This is a genomic window from Intrasporangium flavum (assembly GCF_001956915.1).
In the GTDB taxonomy this organism is placed as follows: domain Bacteria; phylum Actinomycetota; class Actinomycetes; order Actinomycetales; family Dermatophilaceae; genus Monashia; species Monashia flava.
The window spans coordinates 98,773-121,981 of record NZ_MLJO01000007.1 but is presented as its reverse complement, the minus strand read 5'-3'; the positions used below and the strand labels follow the sequence as shown (position 1 = coordinate 121,981).

Below are 23,209 nucleotides of genomic sequence, written 5' to 3'. Positions count from 1 at the left end.
AGTTGTTGCCATGCAGGTGTCGTTCGTCAGCGCCGACGGGATCACCGACCACGCACCGGGCGAGCTCGAGTCGTTGCTCGCCCGGACCGACGGGTTCGTGTGGGTCGACGTGCCCGACTACGACGACGACGCCGAGGCGCTCCTCGCCGGTCCGTTGCGCGCCCACCCTCTGGTCCGGCAGGCCTGTGCCGAGAGGAACTTCGTGCCGACGGTGCACGCCTACGAACGACACCTGTTCGTCATCCTCCACGCGCCGCTCACCGGCGAGGGCGGGCACGTGCACGTGCTCGAGCTCGACGAGGTCATCGGCGAGCGGTACCTCGTCACGGTGCACGGCCCCCGCAACCCGGTCGTGACGCTCGAGGACGCCACGGCCGAGACGCGGGCGGTGCGGGCCCGCATCGAGGCCGGCCGGCTCGCGCCCGACAACCCGTACGAGCTGGCGTACACGGTGAACTCGGCGATCGCCCGGCGCCAGAGCGCCGCGGTGCGCGAGGTCGCGGCGCGGCTGCCGGCGCTCGAGGCCGAGGTCATGGCGCCCGACTTCCGCCGCCCCGAGGGCCTGCTCGAGCAGCTGTTCCTCCTGCGGCACGAGCTGAGCACGGCGCGCACCATGGCCGCCCAGGGGTACGACATCCAGTCCCGGATCCAGTCGCTCGACCGGTTCGTGCCGGGCGAGGCGCGCCGCTACGCCCGTGACCTCGCCGACCAGTTCGAGCGGGTCCGCAACCTCGGCGACGGCGAGATGGGCTTCCTCGTCGGGGTCATCGACCTCTACCAGACCCGCGTCACCACGAAGATGACCGTCGCGATGGAGCGCCTCGCCGTCATCGCCGCGATCACCCTGCCGATCACCGCGATCGCGAGCATCTACGGCATGAACCTCATCGGCAACGACGGCACCGACGTGCCGCACCTGCTCCTCGTGCTGGCGGTCATGGTCGCGATGAGTCTCTGGTTGCTGCGATGGGCCCGCCGACAGGGCTGGTGGTGAGGCACCATCGGAGGATGATCGTCGATGCCCCCGGGCTGCGCACCGACCTCGCCCTGCTCGAGCTGCAGGGCTCGCAGGTGGTCGACCACGGCGACCTCGTCGTCGTGCGGACGCCGACCAACCCGGCCTACTACTGGGGCAACTTCCTGCTGCTGCCGGCCGACGTGCCGGCCACGGGCGTCGACCGGGTCATCGCGCGCTTCGAGGCCGAGCACCCGAAGGCGCGCCACCGGGCCGTCTCGTTCGCCGACCCGCGGGGCGACCACTCCGCTTGGGAGGCAAAGGGGTTCGAGGTCGAGGTCGACGTCGACCTCGTGGCCGACACGGTGCCCGCCGAGGCGCCGGCACCGGAGGGGATCGACGTGCGTCCGCTCGTGACGGACGACGACTGGGAGCAGTCGGCGTCGGTCGGGGCGAGCGACGCCCCGGCCGAGGGCAGCGACGAGCGGCACCTGTTCGAGCTGCGCCGGGCGGCCTCGCAGCGTGGCCTCGTCGACTCGGGCCGCGGGCGTTGGTTCGGCGCCTTCGACGGGGCGACGCTCGTGGCCTCGCTCGGCATCGTGCGCCTCGGCCGGCTGGCCCGGTACCAGGACGTCATGACCCTCGCGGCCTACCGACGCCGGGGCATCGCGGGCGCGCTGGTGCGCGCTGCGGGGGAGTGGGCCTTCACCGACCCGGAGGTGGAGCGGCTCGTCATCGTCGCCGAGGACGGCGGCCCGGCCATCGGCCTCTACCGGCGGGCCGGGTTCCGCGAGGTGGCCCGCCGCGTCCAGGTCTGCCGCACCCCCGCCTGAGCCGAACGTCGCGAGAAAGTGCCCACTCGACCCTGAGAGGGGACGAGAAAGTGCCCACTCGACCGTGAGAGGGGACGAGAAAGTGCCCACTCGACCGTGAGAGGGGACGAGAAAGTGCCCACTCGACGGTGGAGGGGACGTGTCCCTCCGCTGGTCTGGTCGAGTGGGCACTTTCTCGTGCTTCGATGTGGACTCCGCCGGGCGTCAGTCGGCCTTGACCGCGAGCACCGGGCACCCCGCGTCGAGCAGGAGCCGCTGGGCGGTCGACCCGAGGAGCAGCTTGCCGACGGGGGAGCGGTGGCGGATGCCGATGACGAGCATCCGCGGCGCCTCGGCGTCGATGATCCCGAGGATCGCGTCGGCCGGGTCGGTGCCGTGCTCGACGCGGCGCACCTCGTGCTCGACGCCGGACTCGGCGAGGTCTTCGTCGAGGCGGGTGAGGTCGCTGCCCTCGGCGCGGTGCGCGTCGACGAGCTTGTCGTCGCGGGACATGTTGACGACGAGGACGCGCTCGCCGTGGGCCCGGGCCTCGGCCGTGGCGGCGGCCAGCGCGGCCTCGCCCTGCGGCGTCGGGATGTAGCCGACGAGGATCGTCATGCCGTCACCTCCTCGCGCACCTCGGCGAGCAGGCCCGAACCGGGGCCACCCTTGCCACCCCGCGCCGCGCGGATGACCTTGGAGATGAGCGGCCACAGGATGGCCACGACGATGATGCCGTAGCAGACCCAGGCCACCGGACCGCCGAGCAGACCGCTGATCTCGCCGTGCGACAGCTGCAGCGAGCGCCGAAGGTGCAGCTCGGCGATCGGCGCGAGGATGACGCCGATGATGAGCGGCAGCACCGGGAAGCCGAAGCGGCGGATCACGAACCCGACGAGGCCGATGCCGAGCAGCAGGTAGAGGTCGAAGGCCTGGCCGTTGACCGCCCACGCACCCATCGTCGCGAAGAAGAGGATGCCGGCGTAGAGGTAGGGCCGCGGGATCTGCAGCAGCTTGGCCCACAGCGGCGCCATGGGCAGGTTGAGCAGCAGCAGCAGCGTGTTGCCGATGAAGAGGCTCGCGACGAGCGTCCACACGAGCGCCGGCTGCTTCTCGATGAGCAGCGGTCCCGGCTCCAGGCCGCGCCCCTGCAGGAAGGTGAGGATGATCGCGGCGGTCGCGTTGGTGGGCAGGCCGATGGCGAGCAGTGGCACGAGGGTGCCGGCGGCGGAGGCGTTGTTGGCGGCCTCGGGTCCGGCGACGCCCTCGATGGCGCCGTGGCCGAACTCCTCGGGGTGCTTGGTCAGCTTGCGCTCGGCGACGTAGGACAGGAAGGTCGGCACCTCGGCGCCGCCGGCGGGGATGGCGCCGAAGGGGAACCCGAGGGCGGTGCCGCGCAGCCACGGCTTCCACGAGCGCTTCCAGTCGTCGCGGCCCATCCACGGCTGTCCGACGGGGATGACGTGGGCAGCCTTGCGCCGCAGGTGTGCCGCGACCCAGAGGGCCTCGCCCACGGCGAAGAGGCCGACGGCCACCACGACGATGTCGACGCCGTCGGCCAGCTGCGGGATGCCGAAGGTCATCCGCTGCTGACCGGTGACCTTGTCGATGCCGATGATGCCGATGGACAGGCCGACGAGCAGCGCCGCGAAGCCGCGCAGCCGCGAGGACCCGAGCACCATGCTGGCGCCGACGAACGCGAGCAGGATGATGGCGAAGTACTCGGGCGAGCCGAGCTGGATGGCGAACGCGACGACCTGCGGCATGACGAGCACGAGCAGGGCCGTGGCGATGGTGCCGGCGACGAACGAGCCGATGGCCGCCGTCGCGAGGGCCTGCGCGGCGCGTCCGACCTTGGCCATCTTGTTGCCCTCGAGCGCCGTGACCACCGAGGAGGACTCACCCGGGGTGTTGAGCAGGATCGAGGTGGTGGACCCGCCGTACATGCCGCCGTAGAAGATGCCGGCGAACATGATGAGGGCCTGGGTCGTGTCGAGCGAGAACGTGATCGGCAGCAGCAGCGCGACGGTCATGGCCGGCCCGATGCCGGGGAGCACGCCCACGGCCGTGCCGACGACGACGCCGATGAAGGCGAAGAGCAGGTTCAGCGGCGTCATGACGTGGCCGAACCCCTCGATGAGGTGGTTGAGGTTGTCCATCAGAGGATTCCTTGGAGGATGCCGGCGGGCAGGTTGACGCCGAGCCCGATGGCGAACGCGTAGAAGGTGGCCAGCGAGATCGCGATCCCGGCGAGCAGCCCGCGGACGAGGTGCCGGTTGCCGAGCGCGAAGGCCGAGCCGGAGAAGAGGAGCGTGCCGGCGATGACCCAGCCGAGCGGCTCCATGAGGGCGGCACTCACGCCGAAGACGACGACGAGCAGGCCGACGGTCTTCCAGTCGGCCTTGGCGCCGAGGTCGACGTCCTCGCCCTCGTCGGCGGCGCCGACACCACCACGGTGGATGTCGACGGCGTAGAGGACCGAGACGATGAGCAGGAGGACCCCCAGGACGGTGGGGACCACCTTGGGGCCGAGCGAGTCGTTGGTGCTCTCGACGGGGGCGAGCTGGGCCGCGTTGACCAGCAGGAGGACGCCGAGCCCGGCGAGGGCCGCGCACATTCCGTACTGTGCGCGGTCCCCGCCCTGCTTCGCGACGTCCTTCCCCTCGGCCTGGGTGCCGGTGCGGTCGGAGGTCGTGTCGGTCATCGTCAGCTCGTCAGCCCGAGGCCGGTGAGGATGTCGGCGACGTCCTGGTCCTGGGCCTTGAGGAAGGTGCCGAACTGGTCACCGGTCTCGAAGGCGTCGGTCCAGCCGCGCTTCTCCAGCTCGGCCTTCCAGGCGTCCGAGCCGTGCATCTTCGTCAGCGCGTCGACCCAGACCTGCTTGTCGGCGGCCGAGATCTCCGGCGGGGCGACGATGCCGCGCCAGTTGGTGAAGGTGAAGTCGATGCCCGACTCCTTGACGGTCGGCACGTCGGGCAGGGCGTCGATGCGCTTGTCGCTCGTCACGGCGAGGACGCGGACGGAGCCGGACTTGACCTGCTCGAGGAACTCGCCGAAGCCGCTGGCGCCGAAGGCGATCTTGTTGCCGAGGATGGCCGGGAGCAGCTCGCCGCCACCGTCGTAGGAGATGTAGGAGACCGCCTTCGGGTCGATGCCGGCAGCCTTGGCCAGCTGCATCGGCAGGAGGTGGTCGGGGCCGCCCGGGCTGGAGCCGCCGCCGACGTTGACCTTCGACGGGTCCTTCTTCCAGGCCTCGACGAGGCTCTTGAGGTCCTTGTACGGCGAGTCCTTGGAGACGACGATGGCGCCGGCCTCCTCGATGAGCTTGGCGATCGGCGTCGTGTCGGAGAGGTTGGCCTTCGACTTCTGCGTGTAGGCCGCGCCGACGACGCCGAGGCCCATCTGCATGGCCAGCTTGCCGTTGCCCTTCTCGTTGACGACGCGCTGCAGGCCCACGGTGCCGCCGGCGCCCGGCAGGTTGAAGACCTGGATGGAGCTGGTGATCTTCTGGTTCTCCATGACCTGGGCCACGGTGCGGGCCGTCGTGTCGTAACCGCCGCCGGGGCTGTTGGGGACCATGATCTGCAGGCCTGACGCGGGGCCGGCTGCGCCGCCGGTGGACGCGTCGCCCTTCTTGGCGGTCGCGCCGCAGGCCGAGAGGGCCAGGGCCCCGACGGCGGCCAGGGCCACGAGGGCGCCGACGCGTCGGCGGCCGGTGCTGCGGGTGCTGCGGGTGCCGGACGTGCCGGGACGGGCAGTGAGGTGAGTGCTCATCGTTGAGATCTCTTTCGCGATCTTGGGCTGGAACGGCATGATCGTGCCCGCGTCCCGGACGGGTGTCGCCGTTGTGTCACCAATGAAGGTTGAGTTCGTTGTGGTCAAGCAGAGCACGCGCCGATGGTTCGGTCGGCTGACCCTCACGGGGCAGCTGTTCGCGGTGCAGATGCTCATTCTCGTCGGCGTCCTCGTGGCGGTCGGACTCGTCTCGCTGTCGCAGTCCGACGCGACCTTCACGCGCACGGAGGGCCGGCGCGTCTCGGCCATCGCCGAGCAGCTGGCGAGCACGCCGATCGTGCGCACCGAGATGGCTCCCGGCGGCGTGCCCAACGTGCTGCCCAACCTCGTGCAGTCGATCGTCACCCAGTACAACGTCACCTCGATGAGCGTGGCCGACGCCGACGAGATGGTGCGGGTGTCCTCCGACCCGACGCTCGAGCGCTCCCCACTGCCGATCGGCTCGCCGGCCGTGGCGAACGGGGCGAGCTGGACCGGGGTCATGGAGCTCGGCGGCGAACGGATGCTCGTGGCGCAGAGCCCGCTGCTGTCGGTGCCCGACCCGTCGGTCAAGGAGCCCCAGCTACCGGTGGGGACGCAGCTGGGCACGGTGATGATCGCCGAGCACATGCCCTCGGCGCTCGACCGGCTGCAGGGCGCGTCGGCCTACCTGCCGACCTATCTCGGCATCGCGTTCGTCGTCGGCGGGCTCGGGTCGTGGCTGCTGGCCCGCCGCATCAAGCGCCAGACGCTCGGGCTCGAGCCGGCCGAGATCACGGGCCTGGCCGAGAGCCGCGAGGCGATGCTGTTCGGCCTCGCCGAGGGGGTCGTCGCGCTCGACACGAACGAGCGGATCACGTTGGTGAACAACGTCGCCCAGCGCCTGCTCGACCTTCCGGAGCACGCCGTCGGGATGCGCCTCGACGACCTGCCGATCGGCCCGCGGCTGCGGGACGTGCTGCGTGGGGTCGCCGACGCCGAGGCGTCCGACGGGCCGGACGCGCCGGCCGCGTCCCGCACGTCCGATGTCGCGGGTGACGAGGCGTCCGAGGCGTCCGACGCGCCCGGCGACGCGTCGGGCCCCGCCGTGCCGCGCGACCAGGTGGTGCTGCGCCGCGGCCGCGTCCTCGTCATGAACCGCATGGAGGTGAGCAAGGACGGGCGGCCGCTCGGGTCGGTGACGACGCTGCGCGACCGGACCGAGCTGGCCGACCTCGAGCGCGAGCTCGGGTCGTTCCGCAGCACCACCGAGCTGCTCCGCGCGCAGGCGCACGAGTTCGCCAACCAGCTGCACACCATCTCCGGCCTCATCCAGCTCGGCGAGTACGACGAGGTCGTCGGCTTCGTCGACTCGGTGAGCGAGCACCGGGCCGAGCTCGACGTCGCCGTGTCGCGCCGCGTCCGCGACACCGCCATCGCGGCCCTGCTCATGGCCAAGGCCGCCCAGGCCACGGAGCGCCGGGTCGAGCTGCGGGTGTCCGACGAGACCTCCCTCGGGCGCCTCGCCCAGCGCGACTCCGCCGACGTGTCGGCCGTCGTCGGCAACCTCGTCGACAACGCCATCGACGCCGCCGCCACCGCGGCCGGCCCGGATCGCTGGGTCGAGCTGACGATCCGCCAGGACGCTTCGGTCGTCGAGGTCAGCGTCGTCGACTCGGGTCCCGGCGTCGCGCCCGAGGTGGTCACCGAGGTGTTCACGCACGGGTTCACGACGAAGGCCGCGCAGGCCGGCGAGCGCGGCATCGGACTGGCGCTGACGCGTCTGATCTGCCAGCGTCGGGGCGGCGAGGTCGACGTCGAGAACACCCCGGACGGCGCCCGGTTCGTCGCCCGCCTCACCGTCGAGGCCGGGGTGCCGCAGGTCGAGGAGAAGCGATGATCAGCGTGCTCGTCGTCGACGACGACTTCATGGTGGCCCGGATCCACCGCGGGTTCGTCGAGCGGGTCGAGGGGTTCGAGGTCGTCGGCAACGCCCGGTCCGGCGACGAGGCCCTCGAGCTCGTCGGCGAGCTCGCGCCCGACCTCGTCCTGCTCGACCTCTACCTGCCCGACGCGTTCGGCCTCGACCTCGTGACGCGGATGCGGGCGGCGGGCGCGACGTGCGACGTGCTCGTCATCACCGCGGCCAAGGAGGCCGACGCCGTGCGCCGTGCGGTGCGCGAGGGTGTCGTCGGCTACCTGCTCAAGCCGTTCGCGTTCCCCGACCTCGAGCAGCGGCTCCAGACGTACGCCTCGGAACGGGCGCGCGGCCTCGCCGACGACGACCTGACCCAGGCGCGGATCGACGCGGCGTTCACGTCGGGGCCGGGCGGGACGCGTCCGGCGGCGCCGCTGCCCAAGGGCCTGAGCGCCGAGACCGCCGAGGCCGTGGCCCTCGCCCTCCGCGACGCGGGTGACACGCTCTCGGCGACGGAATGCGCTGAGGCCGTGGGGATCTCACGGGTCAGCGCCCGACGCTACCTCGAGCACTTCGCGTCGAGCGGGCAGGCCGAGGTGTCGCTGCGCTACGGCGCGACCGGCCGCCCCGAGCGCCGCTACCGCTGGGCCTGAACGGCCTGCGGACGACGCCCGGGGCCCGCGTCAGCGGACGGTGACCCGGCGCAGCGCGCTGCTCGACCCGACGAGGGCCGACGAACCGCGGTAGACCCACATGTAGTCGACCGACGCGCCCGGCTTGTGGGCGTAGGAGAAGGTGCCCGTCGAGCTCGAGGTGCGTACCGCCGTGAGGGTCCACGTCGCGCTGCCCACGCGGCGCCAGTAGAGCTGCATCGTGGCGCCCGCGACGGCCTTGCCGGTGTCCTTGCGCACGATCCTGCCGCTCAGGGTCACCGGGTAGCCCTTGCGTACCGAGGTGACGTTCGAGGTCATCGACTCCACCGTCCCGACGAGCCGGCCCCACGAGGACGGGCTGTAGTGGCCGGTGCGGTCGCGGGCCCAGATGCGGAAGCTGTACGTCGTTCCCTGGGCGAGGGAGACGGTCGCCCTGGTCGCGGTGCCGGAGTAGGCGCTCGTACCGGCCGTGACGCTCGACGGCGGGGTCGAGCTGGGGGCCATCCGGACGATGAAGCGGTCGATGTCGTTGGCGTGCGGCGCGGTCCACGTCAGGGTCGCGGCGCGCAGGGCGCCGGTGGCCCGGAACGCACCGACCGCCGCCGGGGCGAGGTCGGTGGTGCGGAACGTGCTCGAGTACGCCGTCGTCATCGACGCGCCCGTCGTGTCCTTCACACCGGAGACGGTGAGCCGGTAGGGCGCCCAGTCGTAGAGCGGCGTCGAGGGCTTGACCGTCGCGGTGCGCCTGGCGGCGTCGTAGGTGACGGTGGCCGGGACGGCCGCGCCGGTGCGGCCGTTGACGAGCCGGACGGTCGAGGCGGTGACCGTCGAGCCGACGACGTCGCGCACGAAGGTCACCGTCGGCGTCGTCGTGACCGGCAGGCCGCTGCCGAAGTCGGCCGGCCACGTGCTGCGGACGAACTGGGGTGCCACGGTGGGGGTCAGGCCGCCGGCGTTCGACAGCACCTCGACGCCGGTGTTCGGCGCGACCACGGCATCGACCCGCCCGTCTCCGGTGACGTCGCCGACCGCCAGCGCGGTGGGGTCGTAGTGGGAGATGTAGGAGGTGAAGCTGCCGCTCGCCGGGCGCAGCGTGCCGTCGGAGCGCTGCTCCAGCACGCTGACGGTGGCGAAGCCGCTGTGGGTGGCGACGAGGTCGGTCCGCCCGTCGCCCGTGAGGTCGGCGGCCGCGAGGGAGGCCGGGATGTCGGGGATCTCGGTACTCGTCGGTGCCGCGGGGAGTGTGCCGTCGGCCTGCTGTCGCCACACGACGAGACGGCTCGAGGGGCGGTTGCCCCCGCCGGCGGTGGCGAGGTCGAGCCGGCCGTCGCCGTTGACGTCGGCGATGACGATGCCGCTGGCGCCCGTGTCGGTGGGAAGGGAGTGCGTGGTGGCCTCCCATCCTCCGGCGCGCTGGTGCAGCACGAGGACCGAGCCGAACTGGTTCACGGCGACGTCCGGGCGGGCGTCCCCGTCGAGGTCGCCGATGACGACGGTTCCCCGGCGTACCGAGCCGTCGGTGGTGTCGAGCAGCTCACGCGTCCATGAGCCGTTCGGCTGGGGGTGCAGGACGCTGACCTCCGTGCTCGCCTCCGTGGCGGTGGTGCTGACGAGGTCCGCGCGGCCGTCGCCGTCGAGGTCGGCCGCGGCGACGAAGGTCGTGTCGGCGGTGTCGGGCACGACGACCGGCGCTGCGAGCACGTGCCCTGCGGTCTGACGGAACACCTGGATGCCCACGGCCGTCGACACGACGACGTCGCGCAGCCCGTCGCCGTCGACGTCGCCCGTGGCGACGTTGCGCACGAGCGAGCCCTCCGAGGTGGCGTAGTGGACCGGCGCCGTGAGCCCACCGATGGACGCCTGGGCCATGACGTCGAGCTGGCTCGTCGCCGGGCTCGTGGCGACGCCGGCGACGACGTCACCCCTGCCGTCGCCGGTCACGTCGCCGTAGGCGAGGGGCCCGTACGAGGTGGAGGTGGCGAACGCGGCACCTGGGTTGAGGACGCCGGCGGCGCCCTGCTCGACGGTGACCGAGTAGTAGCGCGGGTCGCCGACCCGCGAGCCGTTGGCGTTGCGGACCGTGAGGTACGTCGTTCCCGGCACCCGGACGGTGACGGTCTCGGGCTGCCCCTCCGCCTTCTGGTCGACCTGGGCGATGAGCCTGAGGTTCTCGTCGTAGACGGCGAGGACGGGGTCGACGTTCTGCGGGACGCTCGCGTCGTAGTACGGCGGCGCCACGGTGAAGGTCACGGTGCGCCGGCTCGGGAAGTCGTACCGCCTCCAGTCGAGGTCGCCCTCGATGCCGATGCTGCCGTGGCTGGTTCCGCTCGTCTCGAATCCCACGGCCCTGGTCGGGGTGTCGTCGGGCTCGTTCGCGCCTGCCCCGGGCAGGGGGAGGTCGGCCGCGTAGCCGCCGCCGAGGGCGTTGGTCGCGTCGAGCAGGCCCGCCCCGTAGTAGGGGTCGATGCCGCGGGGACCGGCGTCGCGGGCCGTGGCCCGGAGCCGGGCCAGCACCTGGGCCGGGGTCATCGACGGCGTCTTCGCGCGCATCAGCGCCACGACGCCGGACACGATCGGCGCGGAGAACGACGTGCCGTCGCCGACGTAGTACAGGTTGCCCTGGGAGTCGGGCCGGCCGGTCGAGGTGATCGCCCACCCGGGAGCCGCGAGGTCGACCCACGAGCCGTGCGTGCTGAAGTCGGTGAGCGCGCCCGTGTTGTCGGTGGCGCCGACGGCGATGACCTCGCTGTAGGCGGCGGGGTACTGCGGCGCGTCGTCGCCGGTGTTGCCCGCGGCGACGACGACGACCGCGCCCTTGGCCACGGCGCTCCTGATGGCGGTGTGCAGGGCCGGGTTGTCGGTGCTGCCGCCGAGCGAGAGGTTGATGATGCGGGCGCCGTGACCGACCGCCCAGTTGATGCCCTCGATGACGTCGGAGTCGGTGCCCTGCCCCCGCGAGTTGAGCACCTTGACCGGCATGACGCGGGCGTTCCAGGCGACCCCGGCGATGCCCTCGCCGTTGTTCGTCTCCGCGGCGATGATGCCCGCCACCATGCTGCCGTGGCCGTAGTCGTCGCTCGCCGCACCGGCTGCGATGCCGACGTTGCTGACGGCGTTCCAGCCGGCCACGGTGCGGCCGGTGAGGTCGGGGTGGCGGCCGTTGACGCCGCTGTCGAGGACGGCGACGACGGTGCCCAGCGAGCCCTTGGACCGGTCCCAGGCCCCGGGCAGGCGGACCGTCTTGAGGTAGTCCTGGTCGCCGTAGGTGTAGCCGGGGTCGTTCGGCGTTGCCGAGGCCTCACGGACGTAGTCGAGGCTTACCTCGGCCACGGACGGGTCGGTGGCCAGGCGGCTGGCCAGCTCGTCGGCCGCGCCCGAGGTGTGCACGGTGACGAACGACGTGCCGGGCAGCGTCCGGCCCAGGCTGGCGCCGCGACGCTTCACGGCGCGGTCGCGGGTGCCCGACCCGGCGGTGCCCTTGAAGCGGACCAGCACCGTGTGCGGGTCGTGGGCGCGGCCCGCTCCTTTGGCCGGCGTCGGGCGCGGGAGCCGCTTGGCCCCGAGCGACGATGCCCCGGGCGCGGTGCTCGCCGACGCGGCGACACCGGTGGTCGTGGACCACGGGTGCGCGGACGCGGAGTGGGCGGACGCGGAGTGGGCGGGCGCCGCGGTGGCGACGGACGCAGTCAGGGCCGAGACGGGCGCGACGAGCGCAAGCGTCAGGGCCGCAGCGAGCGGACGGCGACGTGGCATGAAGGATCCCCTGTGAGACGTGGTGGTGCGAGCGCATCATGACACCTCGACGGGCGCCGCAGGCACGGTTCGCGCCAAGCCCGCGTCGACGTGCGACCCGCACGAGCGGCCCGCCACCCACAGGGGGAGGTGACGGGCCGCGTCCGTGGGGCGTCGGCCGGCGGGAGAGGGGTCGCGCGTCGGCCGACGCGTGGGTACGAGAGCGTCGGGCGCCCTCAGATGTGCGCGGCGTCGATCGCCGACTGGAGGCTCTGCTGGTAGGCCTCGCTCGTGTACGTCGCCCCGCTGACCATGTCGATCTGCGCCGACTGTTTCGCGAGGGCCTCCTTGCGCAGGATCGGAGCGGCGTAGGCGCTGATCCGGGCCGAGTGTCCCGAGCTGTCGGTGAGGTGCAGCGCCGTGACGTCGGTGATGTTCGAGCCGGTCACGGTGATCGACACCTGCACGTTGCCGTACTGGGTGCTCGCGACGCCGCCGTCGACGGTGCGCGGCTTCGGGGCCGCCGGCTTGGGCGTGCTGCCTGCCCCGCTCTTGGACGTGCTCTTCGACGCGCTCTTCGTGTGCGGAGGGGGAGCGGCGGACGTGCGGGCGGCACCCGACGCGCGGGACGCGTCGCCCGTCGACCGGGTCGTCGACGCCGGTGGCGCGGAGAGCGTGGCGCCACCCACGGCGTCGTGCTTCGGCGCCAGGCCCGCGGCCCAGGACGCTCCGATGGCCGTGGCGCTCGCGACGCCGACGATGACCGATGTCGTCTTCCTCACCAGCCGAACCTCTCGTCGTGGATGTGGGGGCCGGGCACGCCGGCCCGGTGGACCGCCTTGTGCACGAGCGACATCCACTGCGGCGGCCCGCAGAGGTACACCTCGTGCTGGGCGAGGTCGGGGACGAGTCGCGCCAGGCGCTGGGCGTCGGAACCACTGCCGCCGATTCCCGCGGGCAGCGAGGACCCCGGCACCGGCGGCCCGACGAGCGTCGCCAGGTGGTGGTCGGCGAGCTCGACGAGCGCCTCGAGCTCGTCGTGCAGCGGCAGCTGGCTCGGGTCGTTCGCGCGGTAGACGACCGTGACGTCTCCGGGCAGCGCGTGGCGTTCGGTGACGAGCTCCTCGAGGAGGGCCCGCACCGGGGTGACGCCGATGCCGGCGGCGAGCAGTAGCACCTTGCGCCGCACCCGGGCCCGCGTCGTGAAGGCGCCGTAGGGGCCCTCGACGAGGACGAACGTGCCGGGTCGGAGGTCGGCGATCGCTGACGAGTGGTCACCGAGGCCGCGGATCGTGATGCGCAGGGTGCGCCCGTCCGGGGCGGCCGACAGCGACCACGGGTGGGCCGCGAGGAGCAGCCGCGGCGTCACGAAGCGCCAGTTGAAGAACTGCCCGGCGCGCACCTGGAGGCGGTCGAGGTGGCGGCCGCGCATGACGACCGACCACACGCCGTCGGACTCCTCGACGACCTCGGTGACGCGCAGGCCGTGGCGGGCGCTGCGCAGGACCGGCAGCAGGAGGCGCCACCAGAGCACGCTCGCCGCGACGACGACCCACAGCGTCCACCAGTAGGCGCGCGTCCAGGCCGATGCGGTGAAGTCGGAGCCGAGCGACAGCTCGTGCGGGATGGACAGGACGACCGCGGCGTACGCGGTCAGGTGCACGACGTGCCACCACTCGTAGGACATGCGGCGTCGGGCGATCTGCACCGAGGTCACGGCGATGGCGACGAGCGCCGCCGTCGACAGGGCCGCGAGCAGCAGGTCGCCGCCGCCGGTGACCATCGACAGCAGCTCGCGCAGCCAGCCGACGACGCCCGTGCGGCCGTCGCCGACGGCGGAGCCGACGACGATGGTGCCGACGTGGACGAGCACGAGCGGGACGGTGACCCGGCCGAGGATGCGGTGCGCCATGAGCGCGCGGTCCATGCCGTAGACGCGGTCGACCCACGGCACTCGTGCGGCGAGGACGAGCTGCAGGAGCAGGAGGTCCATCGCGACGAGGCCGGTGAGGCGACCGACGGCCGTGAGGCGCGAGCCGGCGTCGCCGGACAGCAGGTCGTGGCTGCCGCCGCCGAGGAGGAACTGCGCCACGACGAGCATGAGCGTGCCGATGGCGAAGGCCTCGAGCAGGTCGGCGACGCGGTGGCGCCAGCGCCGGAACTCGACGCCGCTGCGCAGAGCCCGCCGGACACGCTCGTTCGGGCGCGGGCGGGTTTCGCTCCGGGATGTCATGGTGTTGCTCACGCAGTCGATGCTCGACGGCGGATCTCAGAAAGTTATGAGACGAGGAGATGATCGTGGGTCGCATGTCCGACGACCTGCCCGGTGGCCTCTCCCTGCCGCCGCTGCCCCCGGGGCCGAGTGGGCCGGACGGCGCGGGCGGCGGGCGGCGGCTGCTGCTCGTCGAGGACGACGCCGACCTGTCGACGATGCTCGAGCAGCTGTTGACCGAGGAGGGCTACGCGGTGACGGCGGTTCGCGACGGCCAAGCCGGCCTGCACCAGGGCCTCGTGGGGGAGTGGGACGTGCTCGTCGTGGACCGGGGCCTGCCCGGCATCGAGGGCGTCGACCTCGTGTCGCGGCTGCGGACCAAGGGGCTCGCGGTCCCGGTCCTGTTCCTCACGGCGCGCGGTACGGTCGCCGACCGGGTCGAGGGCCTCGACGCCGGGGCCCAGGACTACGTCGTCAAACCGTTCGACGTCGACGAGCTGCTGGCCCGGCTGCGGGCGCTGCTCCGGCCCCTCGGCGGCGGCGCGACCGAGCTGGCCGTCGGGTCGCGGCGCCTCGTCGTCGGTGAGCAGCGGGTCGTCGGCGAGGGCGAGGACGTCGTGCTGTCCCGGCGCGAGGCGGCGCTGCTCGAGGTGTTCGCCCGGCGGCCGACGCGGGTGTTCACCCGCGACGAGCTGCTCGACCGCGCCTTCGACCGCGCCGACACCCTCGGCGCCGTCGACACCTACGTGCACTACCTGCGGCGCAAGCTCGGCAAGCGGGTCGTCGAGACGGTCCATGGCGTCGGCTACCGGCTGGGGTCTCGGTGACTCGCGGCACGGTGTCGGGTCCTGCTGGGGCGCAGGGGGATCCGGTCGGACGCGCGGCGCGCTCCATCGCATTGCGTGTCGGTGCGACGACGGCTCTCGTCGTGCTGCTCGCGATCCTCGGGGCCGGGTTCCTCTTCGACCGCCAGCAGGCCACCGACATCCGCCGCCAGGTGGACGCGTCGGCCGCGACGGTCGACGACGTCGTCGACGCACCGCCCGGCATCTGGCTCGTCGAGCTCGCGCCCGACGGCACGCGCACGACGACCGGCACGCCGCCCGCCGTGCGCGACGCGGCCGTGGCGGCCCTGCGCGTCGCCGGCACGAACCCGGAGGCCACGGCGCCGGAGGCGACGGTGTCGGACGCCGCGACCCCGAACGGCGCGGCCCCGCACCGGCCGTTCACGATCACCGTCGAGGCCGACGGCCGCGACTGGCCCGCCGCCGGGGTCCAGCGCGAGGGCCACACCTTCGCCGCCGTCTACGACATCCGTCTGCACGCGACGCAGGAGCGCAGCCTCCTCACGGCGATGGGGGTGGCCGGCGTGCTCGGCGTGGCACTGTCGGCGCTGACCGGGTGGCTCGCCGGTCGGCGGGCGGTCCGCCCGCTGGCCGACGCGCTCGACCTGCAGCGGCAGTTCATCGCCGACGCGAGCCACGAGCTGCGGACCCCGTTGAGCGTCATCAGCATCCGGGCGCAGATGCTGCGGCGGCACCTGCGCGCGCAGGGTCGCGGCGACCTCCTCCCGGAGGTCGACCAGCTCGTCGACGACACGAAGGTCATGAGCGACGTCGTGTCCGACCTGCTGCTGTCCGCGCAGCTCGACGCCGGTGAGGCGACGCGCGAGCCGGTGAACCTCGTGCACGTGGCCGAGCAGGTCGGCCGGTCCCTCGAGCCCTACGCGGCCGAGGCCGGGGTGAGGCTGAGCTGGCCCGAGTCGGCCGCGCGCCGGCCGGTCGTCGTCGACGGTGTGTCCTCCAGCCTCCGGCGCGCGGTCCTGGCCCTCGTCGACAACGCCGTGGCGCACTCGACCTCCGGCTCCTCGGTCGAGGTGCTCGTGTCGGCCGATGAGGAGGCCCGCTCCGCGCACGTCGACGTCGTCGACCACGGGGCCGGCGTCGACCCCGAGGACCTCGAGGTGCTGACGCGCCGGTTCGCGCGGGCCAAGGCCGACGAGGGGGCGGGGCGGCGGTTCGGGCTCGGGCTGGCGCTCGTCACGCAGATCGTGCGGTCGCACGGCGGCGCGCTCGAGGTGGTGGAGACGGCCGGCGGCGGCGCGACCTTCCGGCTGGTGCTGCCCCTCGCTTCCGTGGACGACGCCGACCTCGACTGAGCCGCAGAGGATCTCGAGAGTCTCGACGTCCTTGAACGGGAAGGACGCGGGTGCCCCGCCCCGATCGGGCCACCCGCGTCCGTCTGTTCCCGCCTCTCAGCGGAGTCCGATGCTGACGTAGTAGGTCTGGCCGTCGTCGAGGCTCACACCCACCCGCCAGTAGTAACCGGCCTGTGCCTTGTCGGTCTTCCAGTTGTACTGGTACTGCGTACCGTCCCAGCTGTAGCTGCCGCCCGCAGAGGCGGTCGCCGTGAAGGCCGACTCGTTGACCGCAGCACCGGTGCTCGAGCCCTTGACCGGAGTCAACCACTGCGGCGCGCTGTTCGCCTGGACGATCGCGCCCGCGGCAGTCCTCAGCTGGAACTTCATCGGGATGGTCTGGCCGGCGTTGAAGACGCTGGTCGACACACCCGTCTGGTGCGCGGTGTCGTTGACCGGCTGGAGGAACAACGTGTTCCCGTAGCCGTACCGGACCTGGTAGGTCACCGACGCCGTGCCCACGTTGCCGGCCTTGTCGGTGGCCGTCGCGGAGTAGGTGAAGGTGCCCACGCCGTTCGCCGTGCCGCCGGTGCGGACGCCGGTCGCCGGGGCGGCCAGGCCACTCGTGGCGTCGGTGGCCGAGGCCGTCGCGGTCGGGACCGCACCCACGACGTACGTCGCGCCGTCGGTGACGCCACCGATCGTGACACTCGGGGCGACGGTGTCGATGTTGATCCCGCCCACCGTGGTCGACGCCCTGTTGCCGGCGTTGTCGACCGCGGTGCCCGGGACGCTGTTCGCACCCTGGGCCGCGACCGTCGCGTCCGGCTGGCAGCTGGCGATGCCGCTGACCGCGTCGGCGCACGTGAAGTGCACAGTGACGGGCGTCCGGTACCAGCCGTTGGCGTTCGGGCTCGTCGTGGCCGCACCGGTGATGGTCGGGGCGGACTTGTCGATGAGCACCGTGACTGTCCGCGACGACTCGGCGTTGCCGGCCTTGTCGACGCTCCAGAACACGACCTGGTGGGTGCCCTCAGCGGTGACGGTGACGGTGGTGCCGTCCTGCTTCAACCCGCCGTCGACCCGGTAGGACGTGCCCGCGACACCCGACAGGGCGTCGGTCGCCGACAGCGTCACGGCAACGTCGCTGCTCTGCCAACCGGTGGGAGCGGTGGCCGTGGTGCTCGGTGCCGTGCGGTCGATCTTGATGCCCTTGACCGTGGCAGCCTTCCCGTTACCCGCCTTGTCGGTGACCGACGTGCTGGCCGAGAGGTTGTCGCCCTCGCCGGTGACCGTGCTGTCGGTCGGAGCGGTGCCGTCGAGGCCCGACAGGGCGTCCGCGGCGGTCCACGTCACGGTGACGTCGCCGTTGTACCAGCCGTTGCTGTTCGGGGCCGTGGTGGCGGCACCGCTCAGGGTCGGGGCCGTCTTGTCGACGTTGACGCCGGAGATCGCGAACGGCTCACTGACGTTGTCCGCGGCGTCGGTGGCGGTGCCGCCGGCGCTCTGGTCCTTACCCTCGCCCAGCGTCTGGGCTGCGGGGCAGGAGAGGATGCCGGAGAGGCCGGCCTGGTCGGCGCAGGTGAACGTCGCGGTGACGTTCGCGTTGAACCAGCCGTTGGTGTTGGCCGTGGCCGACAGGCTGCCGGTCACGGTCGGCTTCGTCTTGTCGACGTTGACCGTCGTCTCGTCCGAAGTCGAGTTGCCCGCCTTGTCGGTCGCGATGCCCTGGACCTTCTGTGCCGCGCCCTCACCCCTCGTGACCGGTGCCGTGCAGCCGGCGATGCCGGAGCCGGCGTCGGTGCAGGTGAAGGTGACCGTGACGTCGCTGTTGTTCCAGCCGCGTGTGTTCGCGGCCGGCGACTGGGTGTGGCTGATGCCGGGCGCCGTCGTGTCGATCTTCACCGCGAGGTTCTTCTGGGCCTCGACGTTGCCTGCGACGTCCACGCTCCACACCTGGAGGGTGTGCACGCCCTCGGCATCGATCGTGACGCTGGTGCCGTCGGCGATCGGGTCGGAGTCGAGCTGGTAGCGGGTCGTGGCCACGCCCGACAGGTTGTCCGTCGCGGCGAGCTCCACCGTGACAGCGCTGTTGCTCCAGTCGGAGATGTCGGAGACCGTGGTGATCGGCTTGGTCTGGTCGATCTTGACCGGGGCGCTCGTCGCCGAGGTCTCGTTGCCGGCTCGATCTCTGACCGACGCGCCGGCCGTGAGGCTGGTGCCCTCGCTGTCGATGATGCTGTCAGCGGGGGCGGCGCCGTCGATGCCCGAGAGCGCGTCTCCGGCGGTCCAGTGCACGGTGACCGGGGCGCGGTACCACCCGGCCGCGTTCGGGGCCGACGTGGCGGCCCCGCTCAGGGCCGGGGCGGTCTTGTCGATGCTGATCGGACCGACGGTGGTGCTGGCGGAGTTGCCGGCGGCATCGGTGGCCGTGCCTGTCGTGTTCTGCCCCGCGCCCTCGCCGAGCGTGACCGGGGAGGCGCACTTCGCGATCCCGGACAGCGCGTCGGAGCAGGTGAAGCCCACCGTCACGTTGCCGGCGTACCAGCCGTTGGCGTTGGGCGCGTGGTCGGGCGCTCCACCGATGGTCGGCTTGACGGTGTCGATGCTGACCCTGGCGTCGTCGAGCTGCGTGTTGCCCGCGTTGTCGACGGCCGTACCGGGTGCGGCCTGGTCGCGGCCGTCGGTCGTGACGTCGACGGGTGCCGGGCAGGTGGCGACGCCGGACAGCGCGTCGTCGCACTCGTAGGACACCGTGACGGGAGACATGTTCCAGCCGTTGGCGTTCGGAGTCGGCGTGACCTTGTGGTGGATCGTCGGGTCGGTGAGGTCGATCTTCACCGTGGCCGTGTGGGCCGCCTCGACGTTGCCGGCCTTGTCGACGCTCCAGTACGTCAGGGCGTGCTGCCCCTCAGTGCTGATGGTGAGCGTGGTCGCCTTGACGGCGTCGCCGCCGTCGACGGTGTAGTACGTCGCGCCGACGCCAGAGAGGCCGTCGCTGGCGCTCAGGCTGACCGTGACCGACGTGTTGTTCCAGCCGGCCGGTGCGTTGGCACCGGTGACCGGGGCGGTGCGGTCGATCTTCACCGGCGTGCTGTCGGCGGTGGTGCTGTTGCCGGCCTTGTCCAGGACGGTCGCGGTGGCCTCGAGGCCCTCGCCCTCGCCCGTGATGACGTCGTCGGCCGGGGTCGAGACGATGCCGGAGCGGTCGTCGTCGGCGCTCCAGGCGATCGTGACGTCGCTCCGGTACCAGCCGGCTGCGTTCGGGTCGGTCGTCGGCGCTCCAGCCAGGCTCGGGGCCGTCTTGTCGACGTTGATGCCACCGACCGTGACGCTGTCGGAGTTTCCTGCGGCGTCGACCGCGGTGCCCACGACGGACTGCGCGGTGCCCTCACCGAACTTCTTGTCCTCCGTGACGGAGTCGATGCCGGACAGGGCGTCGGTCGCGTCGAAGTGGACCGTGACGTCGGTCTTGTTCCAGCCGAAGCCGTTGGCCGCCGGGGAGCGGCTGCCCGCGATGGTGGGCTTGGTCTTGTCCAGGCTCACCGTCGCCGGGTCGGTCGCCTCGTTGCCGGCGTTGTCCTTCGCAGCGCCGGTGACGGGCTGGTTCTTGCCCTCGGTCGAGATCGTTTGCGGCGCAGTGCAGCTGGCGATGCCGGACAGCCCGGCCTGGTCGTCACACGTGAACGTGACGGTGACGTCGCTGTTGTTCCAGCCGTTGGCGTTCGCCTTCGGGTCGAGGACGTGCGTGATGGTGGGGGCGGACTTGTCGATCTGCACCGTGACGGTCTTGACCGCCTCGGCGTTGCCCGCCTTGTCGACCGAGTAGTACGCGACGTGGTGCGTACCCTCGCTCGTCAGGCTCACGGTGGTGCCGGTCTGGTCGCCACCACCGTCGACGGTGAAGTGCGTCGCCTCGACACCCGAGAGGGCGTCGTGCGGGGACAGCGTGACGTCGACGCCGTCGTTGACCCAGCCGCCCGGGGCCGACACGTCGGTGCTCGGGGCGGTCTTGTCGATCTTGACCGGCTCGCTCGTCGAGCTGGTGACGTTGCCGGCCTTGTCCGCGACCGCGGCAGAGACGGTCTGTCCAACCCCCTCGGTCGTGATCTCGGCGTTCGCGGGCACCGCGCCGGCGAGGCCCGAAAGGGTGTCGTCCGCGGCCCAGACCTGGGTGACGCTCGTGTTGTACCAACCGTTGTCGTTCGGCAGCGTCGTCGGGGCGGCGCTCAGGTTGGGCGACGTCTTGTCGATGTTGATGCCGCTGACGGTGGTGGTGGCAGCGTTGCCCGCGTTGTCGGTCGCCGTCCCGATGACGCTCTGGGCCTCGCCCTCGCCGAGGTGCTGTGGCCCGGTGACGGAGTCGATGCCGGAGAGCCCGTCCGTGCCGGTGAAGGAGACGGTGACGTCGTCCTTGTACCAGCCGGCAGGGTTGGCCGCGCGGTCCGGTGCGCCGGTGATGCCGGGGGCGCTCTTGTCGATGTTGACCGTCGCCGCGGCGCTCGTGCTGTTGCCGGCGTTGTCGGTGGCAGTGCCGACGACCTTCTGGGCCAGGCCCTCGGTGGTCACGGTCGACGGAGCCGTGCAGGCGCTCAGGCCGGACAGCTCGGTCTGGTCGTCGCAGGCGAAGCTGACGTTGACGTCGGTGTTGTTCCAGCCGTGGACGTTCTGGGCCGGAGCCTGGCTCGGCGTGATGCTCGGCGAGGACAGGTCGAGGCGCACGGTGAACGACTGGGCCGTCTCGGCGTTGCCGGCGTTGTCGACCGACCAGTACGTGACGGTGTGGACGCCCTCGCCGCCGATGGTCACGGTCGAGCCCTTGCTCGCCGTGGACGCCCCGTCGACGCGGTAGAAGGTGCTGTCGACGTCGGACAGGTTGTCGGTGGCCGGAAGGCCAACGGTGACAGGGCCGTTCACCCACCCGGACGGGACGCCGGTGGCCGTGGTCGACGGCGTCGTGCGGTCGATCTTGATGCCGGTGACCGTCGCCGTGGCGATGTGGCCTGCCTTGTCGGAGATCGACGCGCTGGCGGAGCGGTTGCTGCCCTCACCCGTCACGACCGAGTCGGCGGGACAGGAGATGACACCGGAGAGGTTGTCGGCGCAGGTCCAGCGAACCGTCACGTCGCCGGAGAACCAGCCGTTGGCGTTCGGGGTGTCGACCACCTCACCGCTGATGCTCGGGGCGGTCTTGTCGACGTTGACGACGGGCGTCTTGACCGAGGAGCTGTTGCCGGCGGCGTCGGTGGCCGTGGCGGTGTCCTGCTGGTCGGCGCCCTCGCCGAAGGTGTGGCTGCGGTCCTGGCTCTTGACGCCGGACAGTGCATCGGTGGCCGTGTAGGTGGCCGTGACGTCATCGCCGTACCAGCCGTAGGAGTTCGGCGCCGGCAGGGCGTCGACGGTGATGATCGGCTTGGTCTTGTCGATGCTGACCGACGCCGGGTCGCTCGCCGTGTTGCCGGCGTTGTCGGTGACGGTCCCGGTGACGGCCTGGCTCTGGCCCTCGGTGGTGACCGTGCGCGAGCCGACGCACGAGGCGACGCCGGAGAGCGCGTCGGAGCACTGGAAGGTCACGGTGACGTCGGTGTTGTTCCAGCCGTCGCTGTTGGCGACGGGGTTCTGGGTGTGGCCGATGGTCGGCGAGGTCTTGTCGATGCCGAACGAGACCGTGTGGGAAGCCTCGGTGTTGCCGGCCTTGTCGGTGCTCCAGAACGTCAGCGTGTGGTTGCCCTCGGTGGTGACCGGGATGCTGGTGCCGGCCGTCTGCGTGCCGCCGTCGAGGCGGTAGAAGGTCTTGTCGACGCCGGAGGCCCCGTCGTTCGGGACGAGGGTCAGCGTGACGTCGGACTTGTTCCACGCCGGCGGCGCGGTGACCGTCGTGACCGGGGCGGTGCGGTCGATCCTGACCGCAGGCGAGCTCTGGGCGTTCGTCGTGTTGCCGGCCTTGTCGGTGACGCTGGCGGAGGCGGTCAGCGGCGAGCCCTCACCGGTGATCGTGCTGTTGGCAGGGGCCGAACCGGCCAGGCCCGACAGGGCGTCGCCTGCGGTCCACGCGACGGTGACGTCGCCGTTGTACCAGCCGTTCGCGTTGGGGGAGGTGGTCGGGGCGCCGGAGAGCGTCGGGGCGACCTTGTCGATGTTGATGCCGCTGACGGTCGCGCTCGCCGAGTTGTCGGCGTTGTCGACGGCCGTGCCGGACACCGACTGGTTCGCCCCGTTGGTGGCGACGACGACGGGGGAGACCGGCTGCGTCTTGACGCCAGAGAGGGCGTCGCTCGCGGTGAAGGTCACCGTCACGTCGGTGTTGTTCCAGCCATTGGCGTTCGCGGTCGGGGTGCGCGACCCGGTGACCGTCGGTGCGGCCTTGTCGAGCTTGACCTCGACGGACGCGGTCCCGGTGTTGCCCAGGTTGTCCGTCAGTGCCGTCGTTCGCGTCGTGGTGCCTTCGGTGGTGACCGACCCGGTGCCGGGGTTTACGGAGGCGACACCGGAACCGCCGTTGTCCGTCGCGTTCCAGGTCAGCGACACGTCGGCCTTGTTCCATCCGGCTGCGTTCGGCGTCGGGTTCAGGGTCGCCGTGGCGGTGGGGGCCGCGTTGTCGAGGGTGTAGCCCGCAGAGGCCGTGGAAAGCGCGCCGGCGCAGCCGCCATTGCCGTTGTTGGTGTTCTTGTAGGAAGCGACGGTGTACTGCACGAGGCCGTTTCCGGTGCCCGCCGTGAGCCATGCTCCGCTCGTGAAGCTCCACGCCGTCTTGGCGCTTGCCGATGTCTGTCGCGCCACGAGCGTCGAGCCCTGCGTGACCTCGACGCAGATGGTGTTGGACTCAGTCGCGAGGTCGAGGGTTAGAGCTGCACCCGCCTTGGCGAACAGGGCGCCACCAGCGGACCGGTACGTCCCCGATGATCCCGAGAACGTGCCGCTGATCGACGCTGCTGCGTTCGCAGGCATGGCCAGCGCGACAGCGCCTCCCAGAACGAGGCTCGTGGCGCCGATGGCAGCCAGAAGACGGCGTGCAGACATAAGGGTTCCCCTCCCCA

At 72.0% G+C, this 23,209-nt stretch carries 14 protein-coding genes; 6 read left to right on the top strand and 8 right to left on the bottom strand.

The window, feature by feature from the left end:
- The first annotated feature begins 10 nt into the window (after positions 1-10).
- Together BIV28_RS06515 and BIV28_RS06510 are read left to right on the top strand one after the other, a co-directional pair.
- On the top strand, positions 11-994 hold the full coding sequence (locus BIV28_RS06515; protein WP_076260319.1) for a magnesium transporter CorA family protein: 984 nt from the start codon (positions 11-13) through the stop codon (positions 992-994).
- A gap of 14 nt (positions 995-1,008) precedes the next feature.
- Positions 1,009-1,788 (top strand): GNAT family N-acetyltransferase, encoded by a 780-nt coding sequence (locus BIV28_RS06510; protein WP_076260317.1) that lies wholly within the window; start codon positions 1,009-1,011, stop codon positions 1,786-1,788.
- Between the two features lie 204 nt (positions 1,789-1,992).
- Here BIV28_RS06510 and BIV28_RS06505 read toward each other — a convergent pair whose 3' ends face one another.
- From BIV28_RS06505 to BIV28_RS06490, 4 genes are read right to left on the bottom strand one after another with little or no spacing between them, the layout of a single operon-like run.
- Complete coding sequence (locus BIV28_RS06505) at positions 1,993-2,385, bottom strand: universal stress protein (RefSeq protein ID WP_076260316.1); 393 nt, start codon at positions 2,383-2,385, stop codon at positions 1,993-1,995.
- Entirely contained in the window at positions 2,382-3,926 is a 1,545-nt protein-coding gene (locus BIV28_RS06500) for a tripartite tricarboxylate transporter permease (RefSeq protein ID WP_076260314.1), read from the bottom strand. Before BIV28_RS06500 ends, BIV28_RS06505 begins: the two co-directional genes overlap by 4 nt.
- A complete protein-coding gene (locus tag BIV28_RS06495; RefSeq protein ID WP_083707097.1) occupies positions 3,926-4,471 on the bottom strand; it encodes a tripartite tricarboxylate transporter TctB family protein in 546 nt (181 codons plus the stop codon). Before BIV28_RS06495 ends, BIV28_RS06500 begins: the two co-directional genes overlap by 1 nt.
- A 2-nt stretch (positions 4,472-4,473) precedes the next feature.
- Complete coding sequence (locus BIV28_RS06490; RefSeq protein ID WP_083707106.1) at positions 4,474-5,541, bottom strand: Bug family tripartite tricarboxylate transporter substrate binding protein; 1,068 nt, start codon at positions 5,539-5,541, stop codon at positions 4,474-4,476.
- An 82-nt stretch (positions 5,542-5,623) separates the two neighbouring features.
- On the opposite strand from BIV28_RS06490, the gene BIV28_RS06485 reads away from it, so the two are divergent.
- Positions 5,624-7,420, top strand: a complete 1,797-nt coding sequence (locus tag BIV28_RS06485) for an ATP-binding protein (RefSeq protein WP_083707096.1) — start codon at positions 5,624-5,626, stop codon at positions 7,418-7,420.
- Positions 7,417-8,091, top strand: coding sequence for a response regulator (locus BIV28_RS06480; protein WP_076260312.1), 675 nt, complete (start codon positions 7,417-7,419; stop codon positions 8,089-8,091). The genes BIV28_RS06485 and BIV28_RS06480 overlap by 4 nt, the downstream gene beginning before the upstream one ends.
- Before the next feature lie 30 nt (positions 8,092-8,121).
- Here the strand turns inward: BIV28_RS06480 and BIV28_RS06475 are convergent, their stop codons facing one another.
- From BIV28_RS06475 to BIV28_RS06465, 3 genes are all read right to left on the bottom strand, one after another.
- On the bottom strand, positions 8,122-11,844 hold the full coding sequence (locus BIV28_RS06475) for a S8 family serine peptidase (RefSeq protein ID WP_076260311.1): 3,723 nt from the start codon (positions 11,842-11,844) through the stop codon (positions 8,122-8,124).
- Between the two features lie 215 nt (positions 11,845-12,059).
- On the bottom strand, positions 12,060-12,605 hold the full coding sequence (locus tag BIV28_RS06470) for an FMN-binding protein (protein WP_076260309.1): 546 nt from the start codon (positions 12,603-12,605) through the stop codon (positions 12,060-12,062).
- Positions 12,602-14,068, bottom strand: coding sequence for a ferredoxin reductase family protein (locus BIV28_RS06465; RefSeq protein ID WP_242652800.1), 1,467 nt, complete (start codon positions 14,066-14,068; stop codon positions 12,602-12,604). The genes BIV28_RS06470 and BIV28_RS06465 overlap by 4 nt, the downstream gene beginning before the upstream one ends.
- 62 nt (positions 14,069-14,130) lie before the next feature.
- Between BIV28_RS06465 and BIV28_RS06460 the strand changes: the two genes are divergently transcribed.
- Positions 14,131-14,862 carry a response regulator gene (locus BIV28_RS06460; RefSeq protein WP_083707105.1) on the top strand — a complete coding sequence of 244 codons (732 nt, stop codon included), beginning with the start codon at positions 14,131-14,133 and terminating at the stop codon, positions 14,860-14,862.
- Between the two features lie 101 nt (positions 14,863-14,963).
- A complete protein-coding gene (locus BIV28_RS06455; protein ID WP_242652799.1) occupies positions 14,964-16,193 on the top strand; it encodes a sensor histidine kinase in 1,230 nt (409 codons plus the stop codon).
- A gap of 96 nt (positions 16,194-16,289) precedes the next feature.
- Here the strand turns inward: BIV28_RS06455 and BIV28_RS06450 are convergent, their stop codons facing one another.
- On the bottom strand, positions 16,290-23,120 hold the full coding sequence (locus BIV28_RS06450) for an OmpL47-type beta-barrel domain-containing protein (RefSeq protein ID WP_076260308.1): 6,831 nt from the start codon (positions 23,118-23,120) through the stop codon (positions 16,290-16,292).
- Positions 23,121-23,209: the final 89 nt, after the last annotated feature.